The organism is Streptomyces sp. ISL-100, assembly GCF_018614615.1.
Lineage (GTDB): Bacteria > Actinomycetota > Actinomycetes > Streptomycetales > Streptomycetaceae > Streptomyces.
Map to the genome: position 1 here is coordinate 231,362 of NZ_JAGGOK010000010.1, position 21,324 is coordinate 252,685.

Here is a 21,324-nt window from a genome sequence, read left to right on the forward strand (position 1 = left end):
GCGTACCCGGCTCTCATACCGCTGTGCTGGTGGTGCGGAGGACCGAGCCTGTCAACACCACGTGACAGACTCGGTTCCTTCATATTTCCCAGCCGTTACGGACCCGCGCGGCTCACACCTCCGCATACGTGAGCTGCGGCTTCGCCGGTACGGCCACCGGGCGCCGAAGGTATACCGCCCAGGTGACCGTGAAGCACGCGGCGTAGAAGGCCAGGAAGGCGCCGAAGGCCGCTGTGCCCGTTCCCGCTGTGAGGAAAGACTGGCGGAAAGCGAGGTTGATCGCGAGTCCGCCGAGCGCGCCGACCGCGCCGATCAGGCCCATGGACGCCCCGGAAAGCCGCCGCCCGTACGCCGCGGCCTCCTCGCCCTCCATGCCCTTCGCCAGCGCCTTCGCCTGGAAGATCGCGGGGATCATCTTGTACGTCGAACCGTTGCCGAGGCCGCTCAGGACGAAGAGTGCGGTGAAGCCGGTCAGGAAGATCGGGAGGGACTTGGTGGTCGAGGCATAGACGACCACCGAGGTCGCCGCCGCCATCACCGCGAAGTTCCACAGCGTGATGCGCGCGCCGCCGAAGCGGTCCGCGAGGGAGCCGCCGAGGGGGCGGATCAGCGAGCCGAGGAGCGGGCCGATGAAGGTGAGCGAGGCGGCCTGGAGCGGCGTACGGCCGAACTGGGTCTGGAGGACCAGGCCGAAGGCGAAGCTGTATCCGATGAAGGAGCCGAACGTCCCGATGTAGAGGAAGGACATGATCCAGGTGTGCGGGTCGCGCACGGCCGCCTTCGCCGCGCCCGTGTCGTTGCGCACCGGCGCCAGGTTGTCCATCCACAGGGCGGCGCACACCGCCGCGATGATGATCAGTGGGATGTACGCGCCCAGGAGGATGCGGGGGTGCGTCGCGCCCGCCACCGCGATGACCAGCAGGCCCACGAGCTGAACCACCGGGACGCCGATGTTGCCGCCGCCCGCGTTCAGGCCGAGCGCCCAGCCCTTCTTACGGAGCGGGAAGAAGGAGTTGATGTTCGTCATGGAGGAGGCGAAGTTGCCGCCTCCGACGCCGGTGAGCGCCGCGACCACCATGAAGGTGGTGTACGACGTGCCCGGTTCCATGACGGCGTACGCCGCGCCCGTCGGCAGGAGCAGCATCAGCGCGCTGAAGATGGTCCAGTTCCGGCCGCCGAAGCGGGCCACCGCGAAGGTGTACGGGACCCGGACAACCGCGCCGACGAGGGTGGCGGTGGCGATCAGGAAGAACTTGCCCGCCGGGTCGATGCCGTACTCCGGGCCCATGAAGAGCACCATGACGGACCACAGGGTCCAGATCGAGAAGCCAATGTGCTCGGAAAGTACCGAGAAGAGCAGATTGCGGCGGGCGATCCGCTCTCCTGATTCCTTCCAGAAGGTGTCGTCCTCGGGGTCCCACTGTTCGATCCACCGGCCTGCCATGACGCGCCTCCACGAGTATTCGGGTCGTAGAAGCGACGCTAGGGACAGTGGATTTCAGGCCCGTGCCGTGAGGTGACCGGCGCGCAACCTTGCTCTCACCCTACGGTCATTGCTTGTGTGAGCGGTTTTGCCGACGGGGTGCGCCATTGGGCCACAGACGCGGCTTGCGTTGGGCCGCGACGTCTTCCAGCCAGCCGACCGCCATGATCATCAGGCCGATCAGCGGCCAGACGACGATGAGCATGAGGGTGGTGTACGCGCTCTCGATGTAGCCGGAGTACGTCGGCCAGACACCCGGGATCTGGAAGAGCAGGTCGATGACCGGGATGGTCGCCATGATCAGGAGGTTGTGCCAGAGGTAGATCGTCACGGCCCGGTTGTTGGCGAGGGTGATGACCGTGTCGAAGCCCTTGAGCTTGGCCGGCAGTTCCTTCCAGGCCGGGGAGTACTGGAGAAGGATCACGCAGAAGCCGAACGACCAGGCCGCCTGCGCGAGCGGGATGTCGTTGAGGTCCCAGCCGTCGGCCGTCAGGTGCCACGAGGCCCACCACAGGCCGAACGCCATGATCAGCGTTGACACGGACACCGAGATGTAGCGCGGAACCTTCTCGAACAGGCCGTCGTTGTGGGCGAACCCGAGCACCCAGCAGGAGCCGTAGACCGCGAAGTCGGTGATGGCGTTGCCGGCCTCACCGGGGATGGTCACCAGCCCGGAGCCGATGACCGCGGTGACGCCGAGCGGTGCGAGCAGGGTCACCCACGGCACCTTGCGGAACGCCCAGAGGAGGACGGGCGAGGCGATGACGAACCACAGGTACGCGCGGATGTACCAGAGGGGACCCGCGGCCTGGACCGCCCAGGTGTCCTCCAGGAGTCCGGGCTTGTCACCGCTGTGCCAGGGGAACGGCGGGGCGCCGACGGGGAAGATGTAGTTGGCGAGTTTCAGGAACCACCAGATGCCTTCCTCCCTCAGCGGCTCCCAGCCGAAATAGAACATGATCGGTACGACGGTGAGCGAGAACGCCCACATGGGCGGCAGCAGCCGTCGGATACGTCCGCGGATCACGCCGGCGGCCGGCCGCTTCAGCGAGCGGGCCATCAGCGATCCGGCCAGCGCGAACATCACGCCCATGGACGGGAAGAGGATCGTCAGCCAGGCCCAGCCGAAGATGTGGTAGACGACGACGCGGACGAGCGCGATGGTCCGCAGCACGTCGAGGTAGCGGTCGCGGCCCGGGCGGGCCGCCGCGGGGGCTGGCCCTCCGGACGGCGGCGCGGCCGCCTTGTGCCTGGCGCGGGGTACCTGCGCGGTGGCGTCGGTACCGAACGCGCCCTCGTGGGTCCCGTGGGTGGTGGTCGTGCCGTGGGTGTGGGTGGTGCTGTACGCAGGCTCGGTGCCGTACGCCGGCTCCGTGCCGTAGGCGGGCTCCGTGCTGTACGCCGGCTCCGTGCCGTACGAGCTGCCGAACGCGGGCTCGCTGCCGAACGCGGGTCCCCTGTCGTAAGCGGGGCCAGGTGTGGTGCCGGAGGTCATGCGACGGGCCTCTTCTCGTTGCTCCGCTGGCGCTGGCCCGGTATGGAGCCGGGCGCCTCGACCGCGCCGGTCCGCCGCAGCTTCTGCCAGCGCAGCCGGCCACCGGTGAGCGCGGTGATCCAGGACTGGAGCAGCACGACGTACATCAGCTGCCGGTAGAGGATCTGCTGGAGGGGCAGCGAGATCAGGTGGGTCATCTTCTCCCGGTCGAGCCGGAAGGCGTACGCCGCGCAGACCGCCTGGATGGCGAGGACGCCGAGCCAGGCGACGACGGTGTTCTGGGTGGGGCCGAAGACAAGGCCGTACAGGAGGAATACGTCGATGAGGGGCGCCAGTAGCGGGAACAGCACCATGAAGAGGGACACCAGCGGCAGGCCGACCCGGCCGAACCGGCCCGACGGGCCGCGCTCGATGACCGCGCGGCGGTGCTTCCAGATCGCCTGCATCGTGCCGTAGCTCCAGCGGTAGCGCTGGGACCACAGCTGCTGCACGCTCTCCGGGGCCTCGGTCCAGGCGCGCGCCTTCTCGGCGTACACGACCCGCCAGCCGTCGCGGTGCAGCGCCATGGTGACGTCGGTGTCCTCGGCGAGGGTGTCCTCGCTCATTCCGCCGAAGCGCTCCAGCGCGTCCGCGCGGAAGGCGCCGACCGCGCCGGGGATCGTCGGCATGCAGCCCAGCAGGTCGTACATGCGCCGGTCGAGGTTGAAGCCCATCACGTACTCGATGTGCTGCCACGCGCCGATCAGCGAATCGCGGTTGCCGACCTTGGCGTTGCCCGCGACGGCGCCGACGCGCGGGTCGCCGAAGGGCTGGACCAGCTCGCGGACGGTGGCGAGCTCGAAGACCGTGTCGCCGTCCATCATCACGACGATGTCGAAACGGGCGTTCGCGAGACCGTTGTTGAGCGCGGCGGGCTTGCCCGCGTTCTCCTGCCGTACGACGCGTACGTTCGGCAGGCGCATCGCCTCGACGATGTCCGCGGTGCCGTCCGTCGAACCATCGTCGATGACGATGATCTCGATGGGGTGCTCGCCGGCCATCAGCGAGCGGACCGTGTTGGCGATGCACTCGCGTTCGTTGTACGCCGGGACGAGCACCGAGACGGGCTCCGTGTACGGCGCGCCCCAGCTGAAGTTCCGCTTGCGGACCTTGCGCGCGTGCAGGAACGACAGCAGCAGCATCATCACGAAGCGCAGCATGACCAGGAAACCGATGACGGCGAGGCCGACGACGAGAACGCTGGTGGTCTTCTCCGAGACGGCCACGGCCCAGACCCAGGCCTTGCCCTTCCACAGCTCGGGGCCGGTGACCTGGGTGTGCGCGCTGGGCGCGCCCAGCGCCTCGGTGAGGCTGGCGAACGTGTAGCCGCGCTCCTGCATCGAGGGCAGGAAACGGTCGAGGGCCGCCACCGTCTGCGAGCGGTCGCCGCCGGAGTCGTGCATCAGCACGATCGATCCCTCGGTGCCCTTGGGGGTGGCGCGCTTGATGATCGCGTCGACGCCGGGGCGCTTCCAGTCCTCGGAGTCGGTGTTGTTGAACGCCGTGATGTAGCCGCGGCTGCCTATGTACTGCGTGACCGGCCAGGACTTGTCGTCGAGGGCGTCGGAGAACGAGGAGTACGGGGGACGGAAGAGCGAGGTCCGGATGCCGGCCGCGCCCGCGATCGCCAGCTGGTTCTGGGACAGCTCCCAGTCGATGCGGGACTTCGTCTGGAAGGAGAGGTCGGGGTGGTTGAACGTGTGCAGCCCGATCTCGTGCCCCTCCTCCACCATGCGCTCGACCAGGTCGGGGTGGCGGGAGGCCATCGTGCCGGTGACGAAGAAGACGCCGTGTGCGTCGTACTGCTTGAGCTTGTCGAGGACCTTCGGCGTCCACTCGGGGTCGGGGCCGTCGTCGAAGGTCAGCACGAGCTTGCGGTCGGGAACGCTGAGCGCCTGGGGCGACTGCGCGCTACGCGCGTCGATGACAGGGCCGCCCTTGAGGATGTGCTCGGGCACCTGGCCGATGGGTGCCGGAGGACGCACCCGGTGGTCGGCGAGGATCTCGCTGTGTACGTAACCGCGCAGCATCAGCATCGCGAGCAGCGCGACCAGGAAGAGCGAGGGCAGCAGATAGCGCATGGGGATGCGCCGCCGGACGGTACGCCGGCCGCGAGCCGCGCGCCGGGCCCCGGTGGGGCGCTGGGCGCGGTTGGCGCGGTTGGCGCGCCTGCCGTGGGATGCCATCTCTACTGCGTGCCTTTCGCGGCAAACTGACTGGTGGTGCCGCCTGCGGCGGGGTCTGTCTGCGGGTCTGCGGGCTCTGCGCCCGGGTCGGTGGTGCCTGGGTCGGTGCCGGTGTCCGGGTCCGTGCCCGGGTCGGTGCCATCGGGGTCGGGGTCCGTGCCGGGGTCGGTACCGGGGTCCGGTTCCGTGCCCGGGTCGGTGCCCGTACCGGGGTCGGTAGCGGGGTCGGGTTCCGTACCGGGGTCGGTGCCGGGGTCCGGATTCGTGCCGGGGCCGGTGCCACCGGTGGCCGGCGGCGGGCGGTTGTCCTTCGGGGGCAGGGAGCTCTTCGGGGCGGTCACGCCCGGCTCCGGCGGGAGGGGCTCGGTGCTGGGCTCCCCGTCGGCGGACGGCAGCACGGTGGCGTCCGCCGGGACCACGGGCGTCGCGCCGGGTGTCAGCGGGGGCGCCTCTCCGGGCGGCAGCGAACCCTCCGGGGCGGGCGATATCTCGACCGTGTCCGGCTTCTTCTGGTCGTCGGCGAGGCCGGGTATCTGGAGCCAGGGCGCGGTGGAGTTGCCGCCGGCCAGGGCGACGATCAGTGTGACGGCGTAACAGGCGCAGGCGAAGGCGAGAACCCAGCCGATGCGGCGCAGCTTCTTGCTCCGGCGGCCGCTCTCGTCGACGAAGACCGGCCCGTCGGAGCCCTCCTGAGGCGCCGGGGCACCGGGCATCTCCGGCAGCCGACCGCCGGGGCTGTCGAAGCCATCGACGCCATTGAGGCCGTCGAGCCGCACGGTGTCGAGCTGGACCGTGATGTCATTCGGATTCGGATCCTGGGGATACCCGGATCGGGCATCGTCTCGCCAATTGTCCACAGTTGTACGCACATCCCCCACTGAAGTGACTCGGGTGCGCACGCGACTGTCTGGTTACCTGCCGTCGGACCGGGCCCCCACCCACTCCGAGCGCCCCCTATCACACCGCACCCAGGCGATGAATGTAGCGCACGCCGCCGGCACCGGGGCTCCCGAGTCAGGTGTTGTTGAGCATCAGTGACATATCGGCTTCCGGAAGCCAGCCGTCTGCGGGCAAATCCAGCCACTGATGCCGCTCACCAAGCTCGTCGATCGTCCCTTTTAGCACCTCAAGCCCCTTATGGCGAAGACCTTTTCGCCACACAAGTGATATGGGCGACAGTGGTACGGGGTCGACGATCGGCCGCAGCTCCATGCCCGGCACCGCGATGAATTCGGTACTCGCCAGTACCGACCAGCGCCGCTTACGGACCACCCGTACGAACTCCTCGGCCCCCTCGATCTCCGGGAACGGCGCCGCCACCTCGATGCCCCGCCCCGCGAAGAGCCGCAGCGCCAGATCGGTCCACTCGGCGGTGGCCGGATTGCCCGCCCCCGCGTAGAGGGTCTCTCCCGCGAGCGCGTCCAGCGGCACCTCGTCCAGCGCGGCCAGCGGATGGTCCTCGGCGAGCAGTACGGCCATCCGCTCGAAGCGCAGTGGCCGGTGCTCCAGCCGGTCGAGAACCGCGGGGTCGAGCCCGGCGACCCGGCCCGAGGACACGTCCAGGCGGCCGGCGACGATCGCGGCCGCCGCGCCCGTGAGGCCGCTGTGGAAGCGCGCGACGAACTCGACGTCGGGCGCGGCGGCCCGCGCCGCCTCCAGCACCTGGTACGCCGTGCCGACCGTGGCACTCACATCCACGACCAACGGCCGCTCGTCGAGCGCCCAGGCCGCACCCATCTCGTCGTACGCCGCCAGTACGCGTCGCGCGTACGGCAGGAGTCGCCGGCCGTCCGCCGTCAGCGAGGCGCTGCGAGTGGACCGTACGAACAGCTCGGAGCCCAACTCCCGCTCAAGGCGCCGGATGTCGCGGCTGAGCGCCTGCTGGGCGACGTACAGCCTGGCGGCCGCACGGGTGAAGTGAAGATCCGCGGCGACTGCCTCGAAGGCGCGCAGCAGGCGGGGTTCGATGTCATGGGGCACGCCGTGAACTTACAACGCAAGTGCGTGAATCGACGCCCAGAAGGTGTTGGACCGCCGGAGCACCCCGCCCTGAAGCTTGATCCATGCCCCTCCAAGAACCCCCCTCCCCTCTGCTGGCCATGTCCGGCGACGTCCTGATAGCCACGGACCGCCCCACCCGCTACGCACACGAACCGCGCCGCCGCAGACCCGGCCGCTTCTCCCCCTACCTCCGCCTCTTCGCCACTCCCGGAGCCCGCGCCTTCACCGCGGGAAATCTGCTCGCCCGCCTCCCGATGGGCATGTTCAGCGTGAGCGCGGTCATGATGATCGCCGGTTCGCGCGGCTCGTACGCCCTGGCAGGCGCGGTCACCGCGACCGGCCTCGCCGTCACCGCCCTGGTGGCGCCGTGGACGGCCCGGCTCATCGACCGGCACGGCCAGGCCCGCGTCGCGGTGCCGGCCACCGCGATCGCGGTCCTGGCGTCCCTGGCCCTCCTCCTCTGCGTCCATTACGACGCACCGGACTGGACGCTTTTCGCCGCGTACGCCGCTACCGCCACCACCCCCAACACGGGCGGCATGTCCCGCGCCCGCTGGGCCCACCTGCACCGGGACGATCCGGCGGCCCAGCACACCGCCAACTCCTTCGAGCAGGCCGCCGACGAGCTGTGCTTCATGCTCGGACCGGTCGCCGCCGCCTTCCTCTGCTCGGCGCTCTTTCCCGAGGCCGGCACGCTGACCGGCGCGATCCTCCTGATGACGGGCATCTTGATCTTCGCCGCCCAGCGCACCACGGAACCGCCCGTCGCCCCCCGCACGACGACCACCCGCTCCCCCGTCCGCCTGCCCGGCGTGCCCGCCCTGCTCGCGGTCTTCCTCGCCACGGGCGCGGTTTTCGGCTCCATGGAGGTCGTCACCCTGGCCTTCGCCGACAGCCTGGGCCACGGCGCGGCGGCGGGCCCGGTCCTCGCCCTCCAGGCGGGCGGCTCATGCGTGGCGGGCCTGCTGTACGGCTCCGCCCGCCCGGCGACGAACCCGCACGCCCGCCTGCGCGCGTGCGTCGCGGCGATGACGCTGCTGATGTCCCTGCCCCTGCTGGCGGCCTCGACGGGCTCGCTGGTCGCGGTCGCCGGAGCGCTGCTCCTCGCGGGCGCGGCGACGGCGCCCACGATGGTCACGGGCATGACGCTGCTCCAACGCGTTGTCCCACCGGCCCAGTTGAACGAGGGCATGACCCTGGCCGTCACGGCCATCCTGGGCGGAATAGCCGCAGGCTCGGCGACGGGCGGCTGGACGGTTGAGCGCGTGAGCACGCACTACGGGTACGCCGTACCGGTCGCCGCAGCCGGACTCTCCGTGCTGGCGGCGTGGGTCAACGCCAGGACCGCACACCGGGTTCGCGAACCGGCATTCAGCCAGCAGTGATCTGCCCGGCCTTCTGCTCCACTTCGGCAACGAATGCGGGCGGGGCGTCGCCGAGGGACGTGCTGCTCGGACGGCTCGCACTCCCAGGCCCACGTCACTCGGCGGCCTCTTGACATGCCTCGTTCACTGGGAATTGTGGAGATGGCGGGAATCGAACCCACTTTTGAGGGTGCCCGCGACCTGCGCGTTTACCTGTCAGTTCAGGGTGGCGCTTCCGCCGGGAGTACTGATGATCACGGTCCGGTCAGGGCTGGTCCACGAGATTGGGCTGATCCCGACAACGCTCACCCATGTACGGGAATCCGGTACAGGTGATAGCGTTCACATGTACCGAGAAGTGGTACGTACTTGATTCCCGTACGTGAGAGGGGTGCTCGTGTCCACACCCGCCGTCTCTGCGACCACCGCACGCGCCAACCTGTTCAACCTCATCAAGGAGGTGGCCGCCGACCACACCGTCAAGCGCATCACCTCCAACGCGGGTGACGCCGTCCTGATGTCCGCCGAGGACTACGAGTCCTGGCAGGAGACCGTCTACCTGCTGCGCTCTCCCGCCAACGCCCGCCGCCTCATGGAGGCCGTCGCCCGCGACAAGGCAGGAGAGAGCGGGATCAACAAGACCATGGAGGAGCTGGAGAGCCTGACGGCCGACGCGGCAGGTGACGAGTGAGGGGCGTCAGCTTCGACCCGGACGCCTGGGAGGACTTCCTGCTCTGGCTGACGTCCGACAGGAAGAAGGCCGTCAGGATCACGCGACTGATCGGCGAGATCCAGCGCACCCCGTTCGCCGGGACCGGCAAGCCCGAACCCTTGAAGGGCGACCTGTCCGGCTACTGGTCCCGCCGTATCGATGACGAGCACCGGCTCGTGTACCGCGTCGATGACAAGGAAGTGAAGATCCTCAAGGCGCGCTACCACTACTGACCAGCCATCGGCCCGCCCTCAGACCGAGAGCGGCCCCGATCTTCCTGCGGCGGTGACGAGCCCGCCAGCCGCCTCAGCGACAGCTCTGGCCGCTGTCGGTGCCGTACCCGCCCGCCGAGACCGTGGACCCCCGTCCCCGCTACAGCGAGTGCGGCTGCGGGCCCCGACTCGACATCCCTTCCAGCACGCGCCCAGAGGCAGTCTCAGAGCCGAAGGAGAACACCCCGGCCCCTGAGGCGGAGCAGGGACAGCTCTGGCTGCCCGGCCTATGACGAGTCGGCCGGAGCGCCGGGAGCCGGAAATCATGCCGCCCCGCCCGGTGACGGGCGGGGCGTTTGCCATGTTCCCGCCTCCATGCGGCGAGTACCGTCCACGTAGGCCACTACAGAGGACGGAGCCAGTATGCACACGCCCACTGACATCGGAATAGGGGCACGGATCGCCGCCTACAGGCGCCTGCACCGCCTGACGCAGAAGCAGCTCTCCACCAAGGCCAACATCTCTTACAGCCTGCTGGTGAAGGTCGAGCAAGGCCGCCGTCCCGCCTCCGGATCGCTGATCGCTGCGGTAGCACGAGCCATGTCCGTACCCGTCACCACGTTCACCGGCCAGCCCTACAGCAACGACTACACCCACGACCGGCTCGACGGGCCGCTGTCGGACCTGCGGGCCTCCCTCGACAACTACGACTTCCCCCTGGACGAGCTGCCGTTGCGCAGCCTGACTGAGATCGTCGTGGACGTGCACGAGACTCTGCACGCCCGACGCGCAGCGAACTTCGGCCGGATCGTCAGAATGGCCCCGCCGCTCATTGACGAACTGGTGCAGGTGTCACAGACCGCGACCGGGCACACGGCCGAACAGGCGCACCGTCAGCTCGTCCACGTGTACCGCTCGGCGTATGACGTGGCGTACGGGCTGGGCTTGTCCGATCTGGTGTCGCTGCTGCTGGCGCGGATGGACTACTCCGCCGAGCGCTCCGCCGACCCGTACCTGATGGCCCTGCACGGCTACATGCGCGCCTACGCCTGTTTCAGCACTGGCCGGCACGAGGTGGGCCGGAAGATCATCGCGAAGGCTCGTACGGGCGTTGAGGACGGTGTGCGGGCCGGGGAGCTGTCCGCTCTGTGCTCGGCGGGGAACCTGCACTTGCGGGCGGCGATGCTCGCAACCCGCCAGGGCGATGCTGACGCCGCCCGGGGTGAGCTAGGCGAAGCCCGCCGTATGGCCGACCGGTTGGGCCGGGAGGTTACCGGCGACATGGGCGAGGGACTGCACGTGCAGTCGTTCGGGCCGACGAACGTCGCCATCCATGCGGCGGCGGTGGAGATGGAGTTGGGCAACCACGCCAAGTCGTTGCAGCTCGCCAAGCAGGTGCGTCCCCCGGCCGACTACTTTCCCGACCGGCTCGGGCACTTCTGGATCGACACCGCCCGCTCCCAGCTCTGGACCGGCAAGCCCGACTCCGCCCTGGCCTCACTGCTCAACGCCCGCAAGGTCGCCCCACAGCAGGCCAAGTACCACCCTGCTGTACGGGAAACGATCTCCGGACTGGTACATGCAGCCCGCCGCACCCCTGACACCCTGATCGGCTACGCCTCCTGGTGCGGGGTTCAGCTCTAACCAGCCGCCCGCTGTCACACAGCGCCCCGAGACTGTCACACCTTGTGCCAGTTGCGGGGCGCTGTTGCGCGTTGACTAAGCATCAGCAGCGCAGCCGACACGTTCGGCCCCGTCCCCCAAGATGCGCTGCCTGGTATCCGTACGGCTCCACGCCTGTCACGCGATCTCGTATGGGCTGGAGCATCCGATCCCCCGACGAGGCCGAGATGACCACCAACACGGATAACTCCAAGACCACGAGTGCGCAGATGATTTCGCTCCGCGTTCTCGACGACACGAAACTGTCCCGCCGCACCCTGGAGATCGCCGAGCACGGGTGGAGCGTCTTTCTCGGCCTCCCCGACCCGGACCCCGACGAGAAGGAGGACGAGCCCGCGAGCGGCACGTGGTGAGCGTCATGGCCGCCACGACCGCGCACTACCGCGTCGGAGACATCGTCACCGGGATCTCGTACGTGCCCCCGGAAGACCATCACCGAGAACAGCCGGAAGAGATCACCGGGAAGGTCGTGCAGGTCGGCGCAGGCTGGGCCGGAGTAGACGCGGACCGCGCCTACGTCTGGGTGCGGCTGGCCAACGGCCGCGAACGCCAGGCCCTCGTCCGCGACATTCAGCGGGTCGAGTCGTGAGCGCGGACGGCATGGCGGCAGGGGTCTTACTGATCGCCGCGAACGTGCTCGGCCTTGGTGGATGCGCCGTGAACGTCGCCCACGAGTGCACCAGCGGTGCCCCGGTTTCCGTACCGGACATAGACCTCGGCGCTCACACCGAGCCGTCGCACACCTGCCGGTGCGACGACCGCGCCACCGCCCCTTGATCCGCCCTGCGGCGGGGTGCTCCCCGTCCCCACGGCATACCCCCCGCCGCAGGGCCACCACATGCTCCGCCCGGAACAGCCCTGGACAGGTCGAGCCGGGCGGCCCCGGCGCGGCCGGCGTCCCCCGACGTCGGCCGCGCCACCCTCTTGCACCGCTCGAACCGATCGAATCGAGAGGAGCACCATGGCACCGACTCTTCTGCTCCCTGGACCGGCCGTCGACTGGACGGCCTTACGCAACTTCGCATTGCTGCTGGGCCAGCTCCGGGTGTCCCTCACCCCGCGCTGCAACCTGAAGTGCTGGTTCTGCCACAACGAGGGCGACGTCCCTCCGCCCTTCACCCACCTGCACCGGGACGCCCAGCCCCGCGCCCGCGAGCTGGCCGCCAACGGCTACGTGAACGCCATGCGCGCTCTCATCGAAGCTGGATTGAAGCGGATCTACTTCACCGGGGGCGAACCCCTGGCCTCACCCCTGGCCCGTCCGGTCCTCACCCGGCTCCCGGTCCGGGACGACGACGTGTCATACACGCTGATCACCAACGGCACCCTGGTCCGCACTCATCAGGAGTGGCTGGCAGACGCCGCGCTCGACAAGATCAAGGTGTCGCTGCACTACTTCTCCGACGAGTCCTTACGCGCCATCGCCCACACCCGCGTAGGGATCGATGCGATCTTGGACGGGATCGAAGCGGCCCGGGAAATCTGCGACCGGGTAGCGCTGAACACCTTGCTCCAGCGGGAGAACGAGCACGAGATCCTGCCCCTTCTCGAATTCGCCCTCAACTGGGGCCTGCCCGTCCAGTTCATCGAACTCGTGGACACCGACTTCAACGCCGACCGGCAGTCCTCCGCCGTCTCCGCACAAGGGCTGATCGACTACCTCCGCACCCTCACCAGCGACGAGCGCACGGAGATCGCGGGCGTCGGCCAGGGGCGACGGGTGTTCACCGTCGACGGTGTGGAGATCGACGTCATCCACCGAGGTCTCGGCCGCCACCACGTCGGACAGTGCGGCACCTGCCCCGTCCGCCCGAAGTGCATCGAAGGGTTCTGGGCGCTGCGCCTGGACCACGGCGGCGGCATCCAGCCCTGCCTGCTGCGCGATGACCTCCGCCTGGACATCCGAGACCTCGTAGACGCCCCGGACCGGCTCGCCGAGGTAGTCGCCGCCCACGTCACCGCATTCACCGAGGGGATCTTGTGAACCGTCCGAACGCCCTTCTCCCGGCCTTCCGCCCCACCCCGTCGAGCGAGCACGAGCAGCCGCCGTTCATCGTCCTCGAAGGCGTCTCCGGCATCGGGAAGTCCACCCTGGCCCGCCTTCTGGCCCGCCGACTGAACGGCACCGCACTCCACACCCTCGCCGACCCGCACAACACATGGTCGAAGGCTGTCGCCCAGCAGATGGAGGCGCTGCCGCAGATCGCGTTCTACCTCTCCGGGCTCCTCCACGTCTCCGACCTGATCCGCAACGCCCTCGCCCACGGGCCCGTCATCGCCGACCGCTACGCGCCGTCGGTGACCGCCCGCCAGGCCGCCATCCACAGCGTCAACCCGTCCGACGTGGACGCCCTGATCGCCCCGTTCCACCGCTACCTGCTGACCCCCGACCACACGTTCTACCTGCGGTGCTCGGAACACACCCTGCGGGAACGGATGGCCGTCAAGGACGACACCAAGCAGGACGACACCGACCTGTTCGATATCCCCGGCCGTCTCAAGACGCTCATCGCCAACTTCGAGACCGTCGCCGCCGGCGACCACACCGCCGTCATCCTCGACACCGACGGCATGGACCCCGAGGACCTGGCGGACGTGATCACCGACCACATGGAGCGCGCCCATGCTTAACCCCGTCGACACCACCACCGTCATCCGCGACGGCGCCGCGAGCGGCCGACAGCCGGATCAGATCCATACCGGGGTGGCGTGGTGGATGGCCGCCTGCTTCGTCGTCACCACCGAGACCGACCGGCTCGCCGTCGCCCATGACGGCCACCCGGTGAGCGGCGAATACTTCGACCGGCTGTGCCGGGGCGCGGTCAACGCCCAGCACTACGCCTGCCGCGTCCTCACCCTGGGGGCCGCCGACGAGAGCGAGCTGCTGGCCGCGATGGAGGAAGCCGGGGGTATCCCCGGGATGCGGGTGAGCACCACGACCGCCGACGACGGGGACATCGTGACGGTCGCCCTGTACGACCGCGACGGACAGCCCCTCACGGAGACTGCCGGCCTCGCCGTCATCCGGCAGATGATCGCCGAGGACCGGGTACCCATCCCCGTCAATGACACCTGCAAGGGAACCGTCGAGCCGTACGCGGCCACCATGGGAGCGGGCCGGTGATCAACGCCTCCCAGGTCATCGAGTCCGGTACGAGCATCCTGTTCGTCACCCTGGACTCCCTCCGCTACGACGTCGCCCGCACCGCCCTGGACGTGGGCCTCACCCCGAACCTGGCCCGTCTGCTCCCCGAAGGCGGCTGGGAGCAGCGCGAGACCCCCGGCTCGTTCACGCTGCCCGCGCACATGGCGTTCTTCTCCGGGTTCCTCCCCAAGCTCCCGACCCCCGAGCAGCCGCCCCGCCTGTGGGAGTGCCGCCCGCCCGCCTTCAAGACCGTGCCGCCCGAGACGTTCGTGTTCGACGCCCCCAACATGATCAAGGGCCTGGCACAGCACGGGTACCGGAGCGTCTGCATCGGCGGCGTCACCTACTTCTCCCGGGAGACACCGCTCGGCGGGGTCCTGCCCGACCTCTTCGATGAGGACCACTGGCGGCCCGAGTTCTGCTCACCCGAACCCGACTCCACCCGCCACCAGGTCGACCACGCCCTCACCGTCGCCGACACCCACGCCGGGCATCCGCTGTTCCTGTTCGTCAACGTGTCGGCCACCCACGTACCTCACGGGCACTACGTCGGAGACAGCACCGACAGCACCCGCTCCCAGACCGCCGCCCTCGCCTACGCTGACGCTCACCTAGGACGCCTGGTCACCACCCTGACCCGCGACCGGGAATGGCTGATCATCATGTGCGCCGACCACGGCGACTCCTTTGGCGAAGACGGCTACTGGGGCCGGGGAACCGCCCGCCCCGAGGTCATGACTGTCCCATTCGCCGCGATGCTGCGGTGAACCACGCCTACGCTGCAAGACCATGACGAACCACACTCCAGACGCATCCGTGATCGTGGCCGTGGACGGGGAAGGACTGGTGGCGATCCTCACCGCCGACTTTCCCGACCACGGCGGCGAGTACCTGTTCCTCCCCGGCGGCCGAATGGAAGACGGCGAGAGCCCCGAAGGCTGCGCACGCCGCGAACTGGCCGAAGAAGCCGGGATCACCGCCGAACGCCTGACCCACCTCGGCAGCTTCGCCATCACCCTGGGCAACGCCGCCCGCATCCACCTCTATCAAGCCCAGGGCCTCACCCTCGGCCCCCAGCAGCTCATGCCAGGCGAAGCCGACTTCAAGCTCACCTGGTGGCCCATGCAGGAAGCCGTCCAAGCCGGCGCCGACGGCCGGTTCCTCCTCCAAGGCGGACCCCTCGCTCTGCTCCTCGCCGACCGAGCATCGCAAGAGACCAGCTGAACCGCCGCCCACCACGGCCGGCATACGCACCGCGGCCCCGCTACCAGCGTTCTGGAGCGGGGCCGCAGTCATGAAGTGGCTGAACCTCAGCCGCTCTTCATCTTGCCCGCCGCCGCGATCGTGACCTTCACGTCGCCGCCACCAGACCGCACGCCAGCAGCTCAACCAGCATCGAGAGCGAGCGAGATCCTGGGACGAGACCCGCGAGGGCGACGGGTGATCGCCATTGGCGCGTCCGCAACATGCAGCGTGGTTATCTCCAAGACCTGACCCCACCGCGCTGTCCGTCCGCCGCCCGGTGCCGCCTCAGACCCTGCAAACATAGAAAAAAACCCCCCGCCCTGGCGAAGTTTTTCGCAGGCCAGAGGGTTTCTTCCCACATGGGATGAGTGGAGATGGCGGGAATCGAACCCGCGTCCAACGGTGCAGAACCAGGGCTTCTCCGAGTGCAGTCCGCTGCGATTTTCTCGGCCCCGGAGATCACACGGACAAGTCTCCGACGGGCTCAGTCACTGTTTGGTTTCCCACCCGATCCCGTGACCGGACCGAGTGGTTTAGTTCCCTTGATGATGCCAGGATCCGGGTCGGGAACACCCCCGGGCTGACACTTCACGCAGTCGCTACTTAGGCAGCGAGGGCGAAGGAATCGCGCTTGGAATCGGCGATTATTGGTTGCGACATATGGTTAACGAGATCATTGCCGCTTCCTCGACTCGCTTCCCCTGCCTCGACATCCGCTGTCGAAACCGATCATCCCCATGTTTTTTTATCAAGGTGGTGCCGCACCCCGAGGGGCACAAGCGCCATCGTACGTGAACAACGCACGACCGTGCCAGCCTATTCCTCACGGCCGGCGCTCAGCCATCAGACCCGCCCGCGCTCCCTGCGCTTCACCGCCGAGATCGCCCGGTTCGTCTCCCGCAGGTCCTGCTTCTCGCGCAGCGTCTGCCGCTTGTCGTACTCCTTCTTGCCCTTGGCCAGCGCGATCTCGATCTTGGCCCGGCCGTCCTTGAAGTACATCGCGAGCGGCACGATCGTGTGACCCGTCTCCTGCGACTTGCTCGCGAGCTTGTCGATCTCCACCCGGTTCAGCAGCAGCTTGCGCTTGCGGCGCGCCGAGTGGTTGGTCCAGGTCCCCTGCGTGTACTCGGGTACGTGCACGTTGTGCAGCCACGCCTCGCCCCCGTCGAGCTGCACGAAGCCGTCCACCAGCGAGGCGCGTCCCTGGCGCAGGGACTTCACCTCGGTGCCGGTCAGAACCATGCCGGCCTCGTAGGTGTCGATGATGAGGTAGTCGTGTCGCGCCTTCTTGTTCTGCGCGATCATCTTGCGCCCTTTTTCCTTAGCCATAGTGCCTTCATTTTCGCACTACGACCCTCCCCCGAGGCCACTCAATACTGTCCGGGCCCGCTCTTCGGCCTTCTCGCTCACCGCGAGGTCCGGGCTGATGCCCGTGCCGTCGACGCTGTGCCCCGCCGGGGTCCGGTAATGGCCGACGGTGAGCTCGGCCACGGAACCGTCCGGCAGCCGGCTCGGCATCTGGACCGAGCCCTTCCCGAACGTACGCGAACCCACAGTGACCGCCCGGCCACGGTCCTGGAGTGCGCCGGTGACGAGCTCCGCCGCGCTCATGGTTCCGCCGTCGACAAGCGCCACGACGGGCCGGTCGGTGTCCCCGCCCGGCTCCGCGTACAGCGCGCGCTGCTCGCCCTCCATGTCGTACGTCGCGACCAGGCCGCCGTCGAGGAAGGCGGACGCGGCGGTGACGGCCTCGGTGACGAGCCCGCCGCCGTTGCCGCGCAGATCCAGCAGTACGCCGTGATCCTCGGGCATGGCGCGGACCGCCTCCCGTACCTGCTCGCCGGAGCCCTTGGTGAAGGACGCCACCTTGATCAGCGTGGCACCGTCCGGCAGCCGCTCGACGGTGACGGCCTCGGTGGCCAGCCGCGCACGCCGCAGCCGCTCGCTCCACTGCCGGGCGCCGCGCTCCAGGCCGAGTACGACGGAGCTGCCGGTCTCCGCCACACCGTCACCGTCCCCGCGCAGGAGCTGGACGACTTCGGTGACTGGCCGGTTCTCGACCGGGCGCCCGTCGATCGTACGGAGCCGGTCGCCCGCCCTCACCCCCGACCGCTCGGCGGGGCCGCCGCGCTGCACTCTGGACACCTCGATGCGGCCGTCCTCGGTGCGCTCGGCCCAGAGGCCGACGCCCGTGTACTCGCCGCCGAGTGCCTGCTCGAACTCCTTGTACTCCGCCGGGTCGTAGACCGCGCCCCACCGGTCCCCGCTGCGGCTGACGACCTCTTCGGCCGCCTCCTTGCCGGACTTGCCGTCGGCCATCGCCTCGGCGGCGGCATCGGCGACCGCTTCGCGGTCGGCGGCGGCCGCGACGGAACGGGCGGAGAGCGGAGGGGACTTCTCGGTGTCGCGCTGCCAGGAATCGGTGGCGGCGGCAGTGACAAGTACGGTCGCGAAAACCAATGTCAGGGCCGCCCCGCGGCGAACACCGCGGGGATGAAGGGTTACTTCCGGGCCCGGCATGGCGCCGAGTCTAGGACAAACAAAGAGCGCCGTACGGTCGGTTGACCGTACGGCGCCAAGGGCTCATGTCACACCTTGAGGTACTTGCGCAGTGCTACGAAGCCCGCCATCGCGGGCATCAGCAGGGCGATAGCGAGGACCAGCGGCAGCTTGGCCAGCACCGCGTCCCAGCCGATGAAGTTGACGAGGGTCAGCTTCTCGGACAGTGCCAGGCCGTGGTCGATCAGGAAGTACCGCCCGGCGAGGAGCATGACGCAGGCGAACACGCCGCCGATCAGACCCGCGACCGCGGCTTCCATGATGAACGGCATCTGGATGTAGAAGCTCGACGCACCGACGAGCCGCATGATGCCCGTCTCACGCCGACGGCTGAAGGCGGAAACGCGCACGGTGTTGACGATCAGCATCAGCGCGATGATGAGCATCAGGGCCATCACGTAGAGCGCGACGACGTTCATGCCGTTCATGAGGTTGAAGAGGTTGTCGAGGATGCCGCGTTGGTCCTGGACGGACTGCACGCCGTCGCGGCCCGCGAACGCGGTGGCGACCACCTTGTACTTCTCCGGGTCGTCGAGCTTGACGCGGTACGACTCCTGCATCTGGTCCGGGGTGATGGTGTCGGCCATCGAGGAGTCCCCGAACTGCTCCTTGTAGTGCTTGAACGCCTGGTCGGCCGACTCGTAGTCGATGCTCTTGACGATGTCCATCTTGTCGAGGTCGGCGTAGACCTGCTTCTTCTGCTCAGCGGTGACCGCCCCCTTGGCGCACTTGGGGATGGTCTCCGCGTCGTTCTTGTTGCAGAAGAAGATGGAGACGTTGACCTTGTCGTACCAGTAGCCCTTCATCGTGCTCACCTGCTCGCGCATGAGCAGCGCCCCGCCGAAAAGGGCGAGGGAGAGGGCGACGGAGATGACCACTGCGAAGGTCATGGTGAGGTTCCGGCGGAGACCGACGCCGATCTCCGACAGGACGAACTGGGCGCGCATGGCGTCCTTTCAGTGCTGGTAGCCGTAGACGCCGCGAGACTGGTCGCGCACGAGGCGGCCACCCTCGAGTTCGATGACGCGCTTGCGCATCTGGTCGACGATCTGCTGGTCGTGGGTCGCCATCACCACAGTGGTGCCGGTGCGGTTGATGCGGTCCAGCAGCTTCATGATGCCGACGGAGGTCTGCGGGTCGAGGTTGCCGGTCGGCTCGTCCGCGATCAGCAGCATCGGGCGGTTGACGAACGCCCTCGCGATCGCCACGCGCTGCTGCTCACCGCCGGAGAGCTCGCCGGGCATCCGGTCCTCTTTGCCGCCGAGGCCGACAAGATCGAGGACCTGGGGCACGGACTTGCGGATCTCTCCGCGCGACTTGCCGATGACTTCCTGCGCGAACGCGACGTTTTCCCCAACGGTCTTGTTGGGAAGAAGACGGAAGTCCTGGAAGACGGTGCCGAGCTGGCGCCGCATCTGCGGCACCTTCCAGTTGGACAGGCGCGCGAGGTCCTTGCCGAGGACGTGCACCATGCCGTGGCTGGCGCGCTCCTCACGCAGCAGCAGCCGCAGGAAGGTTGACTTGCCGGAGCCGGAAGAGCCCACGAGGAAGACGAATTCGCCCTTCTCGACCTCCAGGGAAACATCCCTGAGGGCGGGGCGGCTCTGCTTCGGGTAGGTCTTGGAGACGTTGTCGAATCGGATCACGGGTGCACCACGGTCGCCGGGAGTAGGTGTGCGTGACCATACGCGACGCGGGCAAGGGCGCGCAGTCGGCGTCCTGGGATGGGCGTTTTATCACGGATCGCCGACCACTTCTGAACGGAACGGAACGGCCGTAACCCGGCGGGGCGCGCCGGAACGCGTGGGAGCTGGCACAGTGGGAAAGGGAACAGTCACGTTCCCCTGAGCGTTGGGCGAGAGAACCGCTGAGCGGCTCCGCCGCGCGGGAGGAGGAAAGCGCATGACCTATGACCGACTGGTGTGCGCGAACTGCGCGGCCCCTGTGAGCGAGGGCCGCTGCCGGGTCTGCCGGGCGCACCTGGCCAGGATGCAGCAGGAGGGCGGCCCGCTGGGCGGGCTGAGTCCTGCGGCGCTGCTGGCGCTCGTGGCGCTGCTGGTGGCCGCGGTGGCTCTGCTGGTCCACCAGACCGCGTAGAACCCGGCCGCCCCTACCGCTCGGTACGGCGGCTTTTGCCGCTCATATCGCTTCCACGGCCCCTCTGAGGGCCGGCGGGGACCAAAGAGAGGGGCCAGGAGCGCTCAGCGCTCCTGGCCCCTCTTGTGCGCCTAGGTGGTTCAGGCGATCGTGCGGCCGCCGGCCAGACGCGGCAGCATGCGGAAGCCGATGCCACCGGCGATCATCGTCGCGGCACCGACCAGCAGGAACGTGGTCCCGGCGGCGCCCGTCTCGGCGAGCTCCTCCTTGGCCTTGCCCTGCGCTACCGGCTGGGAGCCGGCGCTGTCGGTGTCGGTGTTGTCCTCGCACTCGGCACCGTCGAGGTCGAGGGTGCAGGTACCGGCGTCGTCGTCGGTGCCACCGGTCGAGGAGCCACCGGTCGAGGAGCCACCGGTCGAGGAGCCACCGGTGTCGTTGCCACCGTTGCCACCGTTGCCGCCACCGTTGTTGTTACCGCCGTTACCGCCGGTGCCGTTGGTGTTGCCGGGGTCGGTCGGGTCCGAGGGGTCCGTCGGGTCGGTCGGCGGGTCAACCGGGTCCGTCGGGTCGGTCGGCGGGTCAACCGGGTCCGTCGGGTCGGTCGGCGGGTCAACCGGGTCCGTCGGGTCGGTCGGCGGGTCAACCGGGTCCGTCGGGTCGGTCGGCGGGTCAACCGGGTCCGTCGGGTCCGTGGGCGGGTCGACCGGGTCCGTCGGGTCCGTGGGCGGGTCAACCGGGTCGGTCGGGTCCAGCGGGTCCAGCGGGTCAGTCGGGTCCGCAGGGTCGGCCGGGTCCGCGGGATCGGCCGGGTCGGCCGGGTCCGCGGGGTCAGCCGGGTCCGCAGGGTCGGCCGGGTCGGCCGGGTCGGCGGCGAGGGAGATGTCGACGCCCTCCTGGTCGACGCTGGCGTCGGCGCTGAGGCCGGCCACGTCGACACCGACGGCCGAAGCGGCGCCCGCGGCGGTCAGCGAAGCACCGGCGGCGATCACCGCACCGGCTGCTATACGCGCAACGCGGATCCGCGTCTTCTTGGTCATATGGCTGCTACCCCCAGTAGCTGAATTCGTCAGTGGAGCAGCGCAAGGGGCTACGGACACTGGGGG

General features: G+C 68.9%; 23 protein-coding genes and 1 other RNA gene. 13 read left to right on the forward strand and 11 right to left on the reverse strand.

The annotated features are described in order from the left end of the window. Window positions 1-112 precede the first annotated feature (112 nt). The 5 genes from J7E89_RS06545 to J7E89_RS06565 form a co-directional block, all read right to left on the reverse strand. Entirely contained in the window at window positions 113-1,444 is a 1,332-nt protein-coding gene (locus J7E89_RS06545; protein ID WP_214969372.1) for a NarK/NasA family nitrate transporter, read from the reverse strand. Between the two features lie 106 nt (window positions 1,445-1,550). Continuing rightward, a complete protein-coding gene (locus J7E89_RS06550; RefSeq protein ID WP_251060156.1) occupies window positions 1,551-2,978 on the reverse strand; it encodes an acyltransferase in 1,428 nt (475 codons plus the stop codon). Further along, entirely contained in the window at window positions 2,975-5,098 is a 2,124-nt protein-coding gene (locus tag J7E89_RS06555; protein WP_214969511.1) for a glycosyltransferase, read from the reverse strand. The genes J7E89_RS06550 and J7E89_RS06555 overlap by 4 nt, the downstream gene beginning before the upstream one ends. 107 nt (window positions 5,099-5,205) lie before the next feature. Further along, window positions 5,206-6,072 (reverse strand): hypothetical protein, encoded by an 867-nt coding sequence (locus tag J7E89_RS06560; protein ID WP_214969374.1) that lies wholly within the window; start codon window positions 6,070-6,072, stop codon window positions 5,206-5,208. A 145-nt stretch (window positions 6,073-6,217) separates the two neighbouring features. Next, complete coding sequence (locus J7E89_RS06565; RefSeq protein ID WP_214969376.1) at window positions 6,218-7,183, reverse strand: LysR family transcriptional regulator; 966 nt, start codon at window positions 7,181-7,183, stop codon at window positions 6,218-6,220. 83 nt (window positions 7,184-7,266) lie between these two features. On the opposite strand from J7E89_RS06565, the gene J7E89_RS06570 reads away from it, so the two are divergent. The 12 genes from J7E89_RS06570 (at window position 7,267) to J7E89_RS06625 (ending at window position 15,544) form a co-directional block, all read left to right on the forward strand. Further along, window positions 7,267-8,589 carry an MFS transporter gene (locus tag J7E89_RS06570; protein WP_214969378.1) on the forward strand — a complete coding sequence of 441 codons (1,323 nt, stop codon included), beginning with the start codon at window positions 7,267-7,269 and terminating at the stop codon, window positions 8,587-8,589. 376 nt (window positions 8,590-8,965) lie between these two features. Then, entirely contained in the window at window positions 8,966-9,259 is a 294-nt protein-coding gene (locus tag J7E89_RS06575; RefSeq protein ID WP_214969380.1) for a type II toxin-antitoxin system Phd/YefM family antitoxin, read from the forward strand. Then, window positions 9,256-9,513, forward strand: a complete 258-nt coding sequence (locus J7E89_RS06580) for a Txe/YoeB family addiction module toxin (RefSeq protein ID WP_214969382.1) — start codon at window positions 9,256-9,258, stop codon at window positions 9,511-9,513. Before J7E89_RS06575 ends, J7E89_RS06580 begins: the two co-directional genes overlap by 4 nt. Window positions 9,514-9,915: 402 nt before the next feature. Further along, entirely contained in the window at window positions 9,916-11,136 is a 1,221-nt protein-coding gene (locus J7E89_RS06585; protein WP_214969385.1) for a helix-turn-helix domain-containing protein, read from the forward strand. A 170-nt stretch (window positions 11,137-11,306) separates the two neighbouring features. After that, window positions 11,307-11,528 (forward strand): hypothetical protein, encoded by a 222-nt coding sequence (locus J7E89_RS06590; RefSeq protein ID WP_214969387.1) that lies wholly within the window; start codon window positions 11,307-11,309, stop codon window positions 11,526-11,528. 5 nt (window positions 11,529-11,533) lie between these two features. Continuing rightward, a complete protein-coding gene (locus J7E89_RS06595; protein ID WP_214969389.1) occupies window positions 11,534-11,764 on the forward strand; it encodes a hypothetical protein in 231 nt (76 codons plus the stop codon). Further along, window positions 11,761-11,952, forward strand: a complete 192-nt coding sequence (locus J7E89_RS06600) for a hypothetical protein (protein ID WP_214969391.1) — start codon at window positions 11,761-11,763, stop codon at window positions 11,950-11,952. The genes J7E89_RS06595 and J7E89_RS06600 overlap by 4 nt, the downstream gene beginning before the upstream one ends. A gap of 184 nt (window positions 11,953-12,136) precedes the next feature. After that, window positions 12,137-13,159, forward strand: coding sequence for a radical SAM protein (locus J7E89_RS06605; protein WP_214969393.1), 1,023 nt, complete (start codon window positions 12,137-12,139; stop codon window positions 13,157-13,159). Then, window positions 13,156-13,806 carry an AAA family ATPase gene (locus tag J7E89_RS06610; protein WP_308315357.1) on the forward strand — a complete coding sequence of 217 codons (651 nt, stop codon included), beginning with the start codon at window positions 13,156-13,158 and terminating at the stop codon, window positions 13,804-13,806. Before J7E89_RS06605 ends, J7E89_RS06610 begins: the two co-directional genes overlap by 4 nt. After that, window positions 13,799-14,299, forward strand: coding sequence for a hypothetical protein (locus J7E89_RS06615; RefSeq protein WP_214969395.1), 501 nt, complete (start codon window positions 13,799-13,801; stop codon window positions 14,297-14,299). The genes J7E89_RS06610 and J7E89_RS06615 overlap by 8 nt, the downstream gene beginning before the upstream one ends. Then, entirely contained in the window at window positions 14,296-15,087 is a 792-nt protein-coding gene (locus J7E89_RS06620) for an STM4013/SEN3800 family hydrolase (RefSeq protein ID WP_214969397.1), read from the forward strand. Before J7E89_RS06615 ends, J7E89_RS06620 begins: the two co-directional genes overlap by 4 nt. Before the next feature lie 22 nt (window positions 15,088-15,109). Then, window positions 15,110-15,544 carry an NUDIX hydrolase gene (locus tag J7E89_RS06625; RefSeq protein ID WP_214969399.1) on the forward strand — a complete coding sequence of 145 codons (435 nt, stop codon included), beginning with the start codon at window positions 15,110-15,112 and terminating at the stop codon, window positions 15,542-15,544. 387 nt (window positions 15,545-15,931) lie between these two features. Here the strand turns inward: J7E89_RS06625 and ssrA are convergent. The 5 genes from ssrA to ftsE all read right to left on the reverse strand — a co-directional run bounded on the left by ssrA (window position 15,932) and on the right by ftsE (window position 19,770). Beyond that, window positions 15,932-16,302: a transfer-messenger RNA gene (gene ssrA, locus J7E89_RS06630) on the reverse strand. A 106-nt stretch (window positions 16,303-16,408) separates the two neighbouring features. Next, the gene (gene smpB, locus J7E89_RS06635; RefSeq protein WP_214969401.1) at window positions 16,409-16,894 is read right to left on the reverse strand and encodes an SsrA-binding protein SmpB; all 486 of its coding nucleotides are present in this window, start codon (window positions 16,892-16,894) and stop codon (window positions 16,409-16,411) included. Between the two features lie 18 nt (window positions 16,895-16,912). Further along, window positions 16,913-18,085 carry a S41 family peptidase gene (locus J7E89_RS06640; protein WP_214969404.1) on the reverse strand — a complete coding sequence of 391 codons (1,173 nt, stop codon included), beginning with the start codon at window positions 18,083-18,085 and terminating at the stop codon, window positions 16,913-16,915. Between the two features lie 68 nt (window positions 18,086-18,153). Next, a complete protein-coding gene (ftsX, locus tag J7E89_RS06645) occupies window positions 18,154-19,071 on the reverse strand; it encodes a permease-like cell division protein FtsX (RefSeq protein WP_214969406.1) in 918 nt (305 codons plus the stop codon). A 9-nt stretch (window positions 19,072-19,080) separates the two neighbouring features. Continuing rightward, window positions 19,081-19,770 carry a cell division ATP-binding protein FtsE gene (gene ftsE, locus J7E89_RS06650; protein ID WP_028815006.1) on the reverse strand — a complete coding sequence of 230 codons (690 nt, stop codon included), beginning with the start codon at window positions 19,768-19,770 and terminating at the stop codon, window positions 19,081-19,083. Between the two features lie 256 nt (window positions 19,771-20,026). Here ftsE and J7E89_RS06655 point away from each other — a divergent pair, with 256 nt between their 5' ends. Beyond that, entirely contained in the window at window positions 20,027-20,221 is a 195-nt protein-coding gene (locus J7E89_RS06655) for a hypothetical protein (protein WP_214969408.1), read from the forward strand. 140 nt (window positions 20,222-20,361) lie between these two features. On the opposite strand, the gene J7E89_RS06660 is transcribed toward J7E89_RS06655, so the two are convergent. Next, a complete protein-coding gene (locus J7E89_RS06660; protein ID WP_214969410.1) occupies window positions 20,362-21,258 on the reverse strand; it encodes an LPXTG cell wall anchor domain-containing protein in 897 nt (298 codons plus the stop codon). Between the last annotated feature and the right edge of the window lie 66 nt (window positions 21,259-21,324).

Excerpts from the sequence above, each read along its gene's own strand:
- J7E89_RS06545 (WP_214969372.1), bottom strand. The coding sequence starts at position 1,444 with ATGGCAGGCCGGTGGATCGAACAGTGGGACCCCGAGGACGACACCTTC.
- J7E89_RS06550 (WP_251060156.1), bottom strand. The coding sequence starts at position 2,978 with ATGACCTCCGGCACCACACCTGGCCCCGCTTACGACAGGGGACCCGCG.
- J7E89_RS06555 (WP_214969511.1), bottom strand. The coding sequence starts at position 5,098 with ATGCGCTATCTGCTGCCCTCGCTCTTCCTGGTCGCGCTGCTCGCGATG.
- J7E89_RS06570 (WP_214969378.1), top strand. The coding sequence starts at position 7,267 with ATGCCCCTCCAAGAACCCCCCTCCCCTCTGCTGGCCATGTCCGGCGAC.
- J7E89_RS06585 (WP_214969385.1), top strand. The coding sequence starts at position 9,916 with ATGCACACGCCCACTGACATCGGAATAGGGGCACGGATCGCCGCCTAC.
- J7E89_RS06590 (WP_214969387.1), top strand. The coding sequence starts at position 11,307 with ATGGGCTGGAGCATCCGATCCCCCGACGAGGCCGAGATGACCACCAAC.
- J7E89_RS06595 (WP_214969389.1), top strand. The coding sequence starts at position 11,534 with ATGGCCGCCACGACCGCGCACTACCGCGTCGGAGACATCGTCACCGGG.
- J7E89_RS06605 (WP_214969393.1), top strand. The coding sequence starts at position 12,137 with ATGGCACCGACTCTTCTGCTCCCTGGACCGGCCGTCGACTGGACGGCC.
- J7E89_RS06615 (WP_214969395.1), top strand. The coding sequence starts at position 13,799 with ATGCTTAACCCCGTCGACACCACCACCGTCATCCGCGACGGCGCCGCG.
- J7E89_RS06625 (WP_214969399.1), top strand. The coding sequence starts at position 15,110 with ATGACGAACCACACTCCAGACGCATCCGTGATCGTGGCCGTGGACGGG.
- smpB (WP_214969401.1), bottom strand. The coding sequence starts at position 16,894 with ATGGCTAAGGAAAAAGGGCGCAAGATGATCGCGCAGAACAAGAAGGCG.
- J7E89_RS06640 (WP_214969404.1), bottom strand. The coding sequence starts at position 18,085 with ATGCCGGGCCCGGAAGTAACCCTTCATCCCCGCGGTGTTCGCCGCGGG.
- ftsX (WP_214969406.1), bottom strand. The coding sequence starts at position 19,071 with ATGCGCGCCCAGTTCGTCCTGTCGGAGATCGGCGTCGGTCTCCGCCGG.
- J7E89_RS06655 (WP_214969408.1), top strand. The coding sequence starts at position 20,027 with ATGACCTATGACCGACTGGTGTGCGCGAACTGCGCGGCCCCTGTGAGC.
- J7E89_RS06660 (WP_214969410.1), bottom strand. The coding sequence starts at position 21,258 with ATGACCAAGAAGACGCGGATCCGCGTTGCGCGTATAGCAGCCGGTGCG.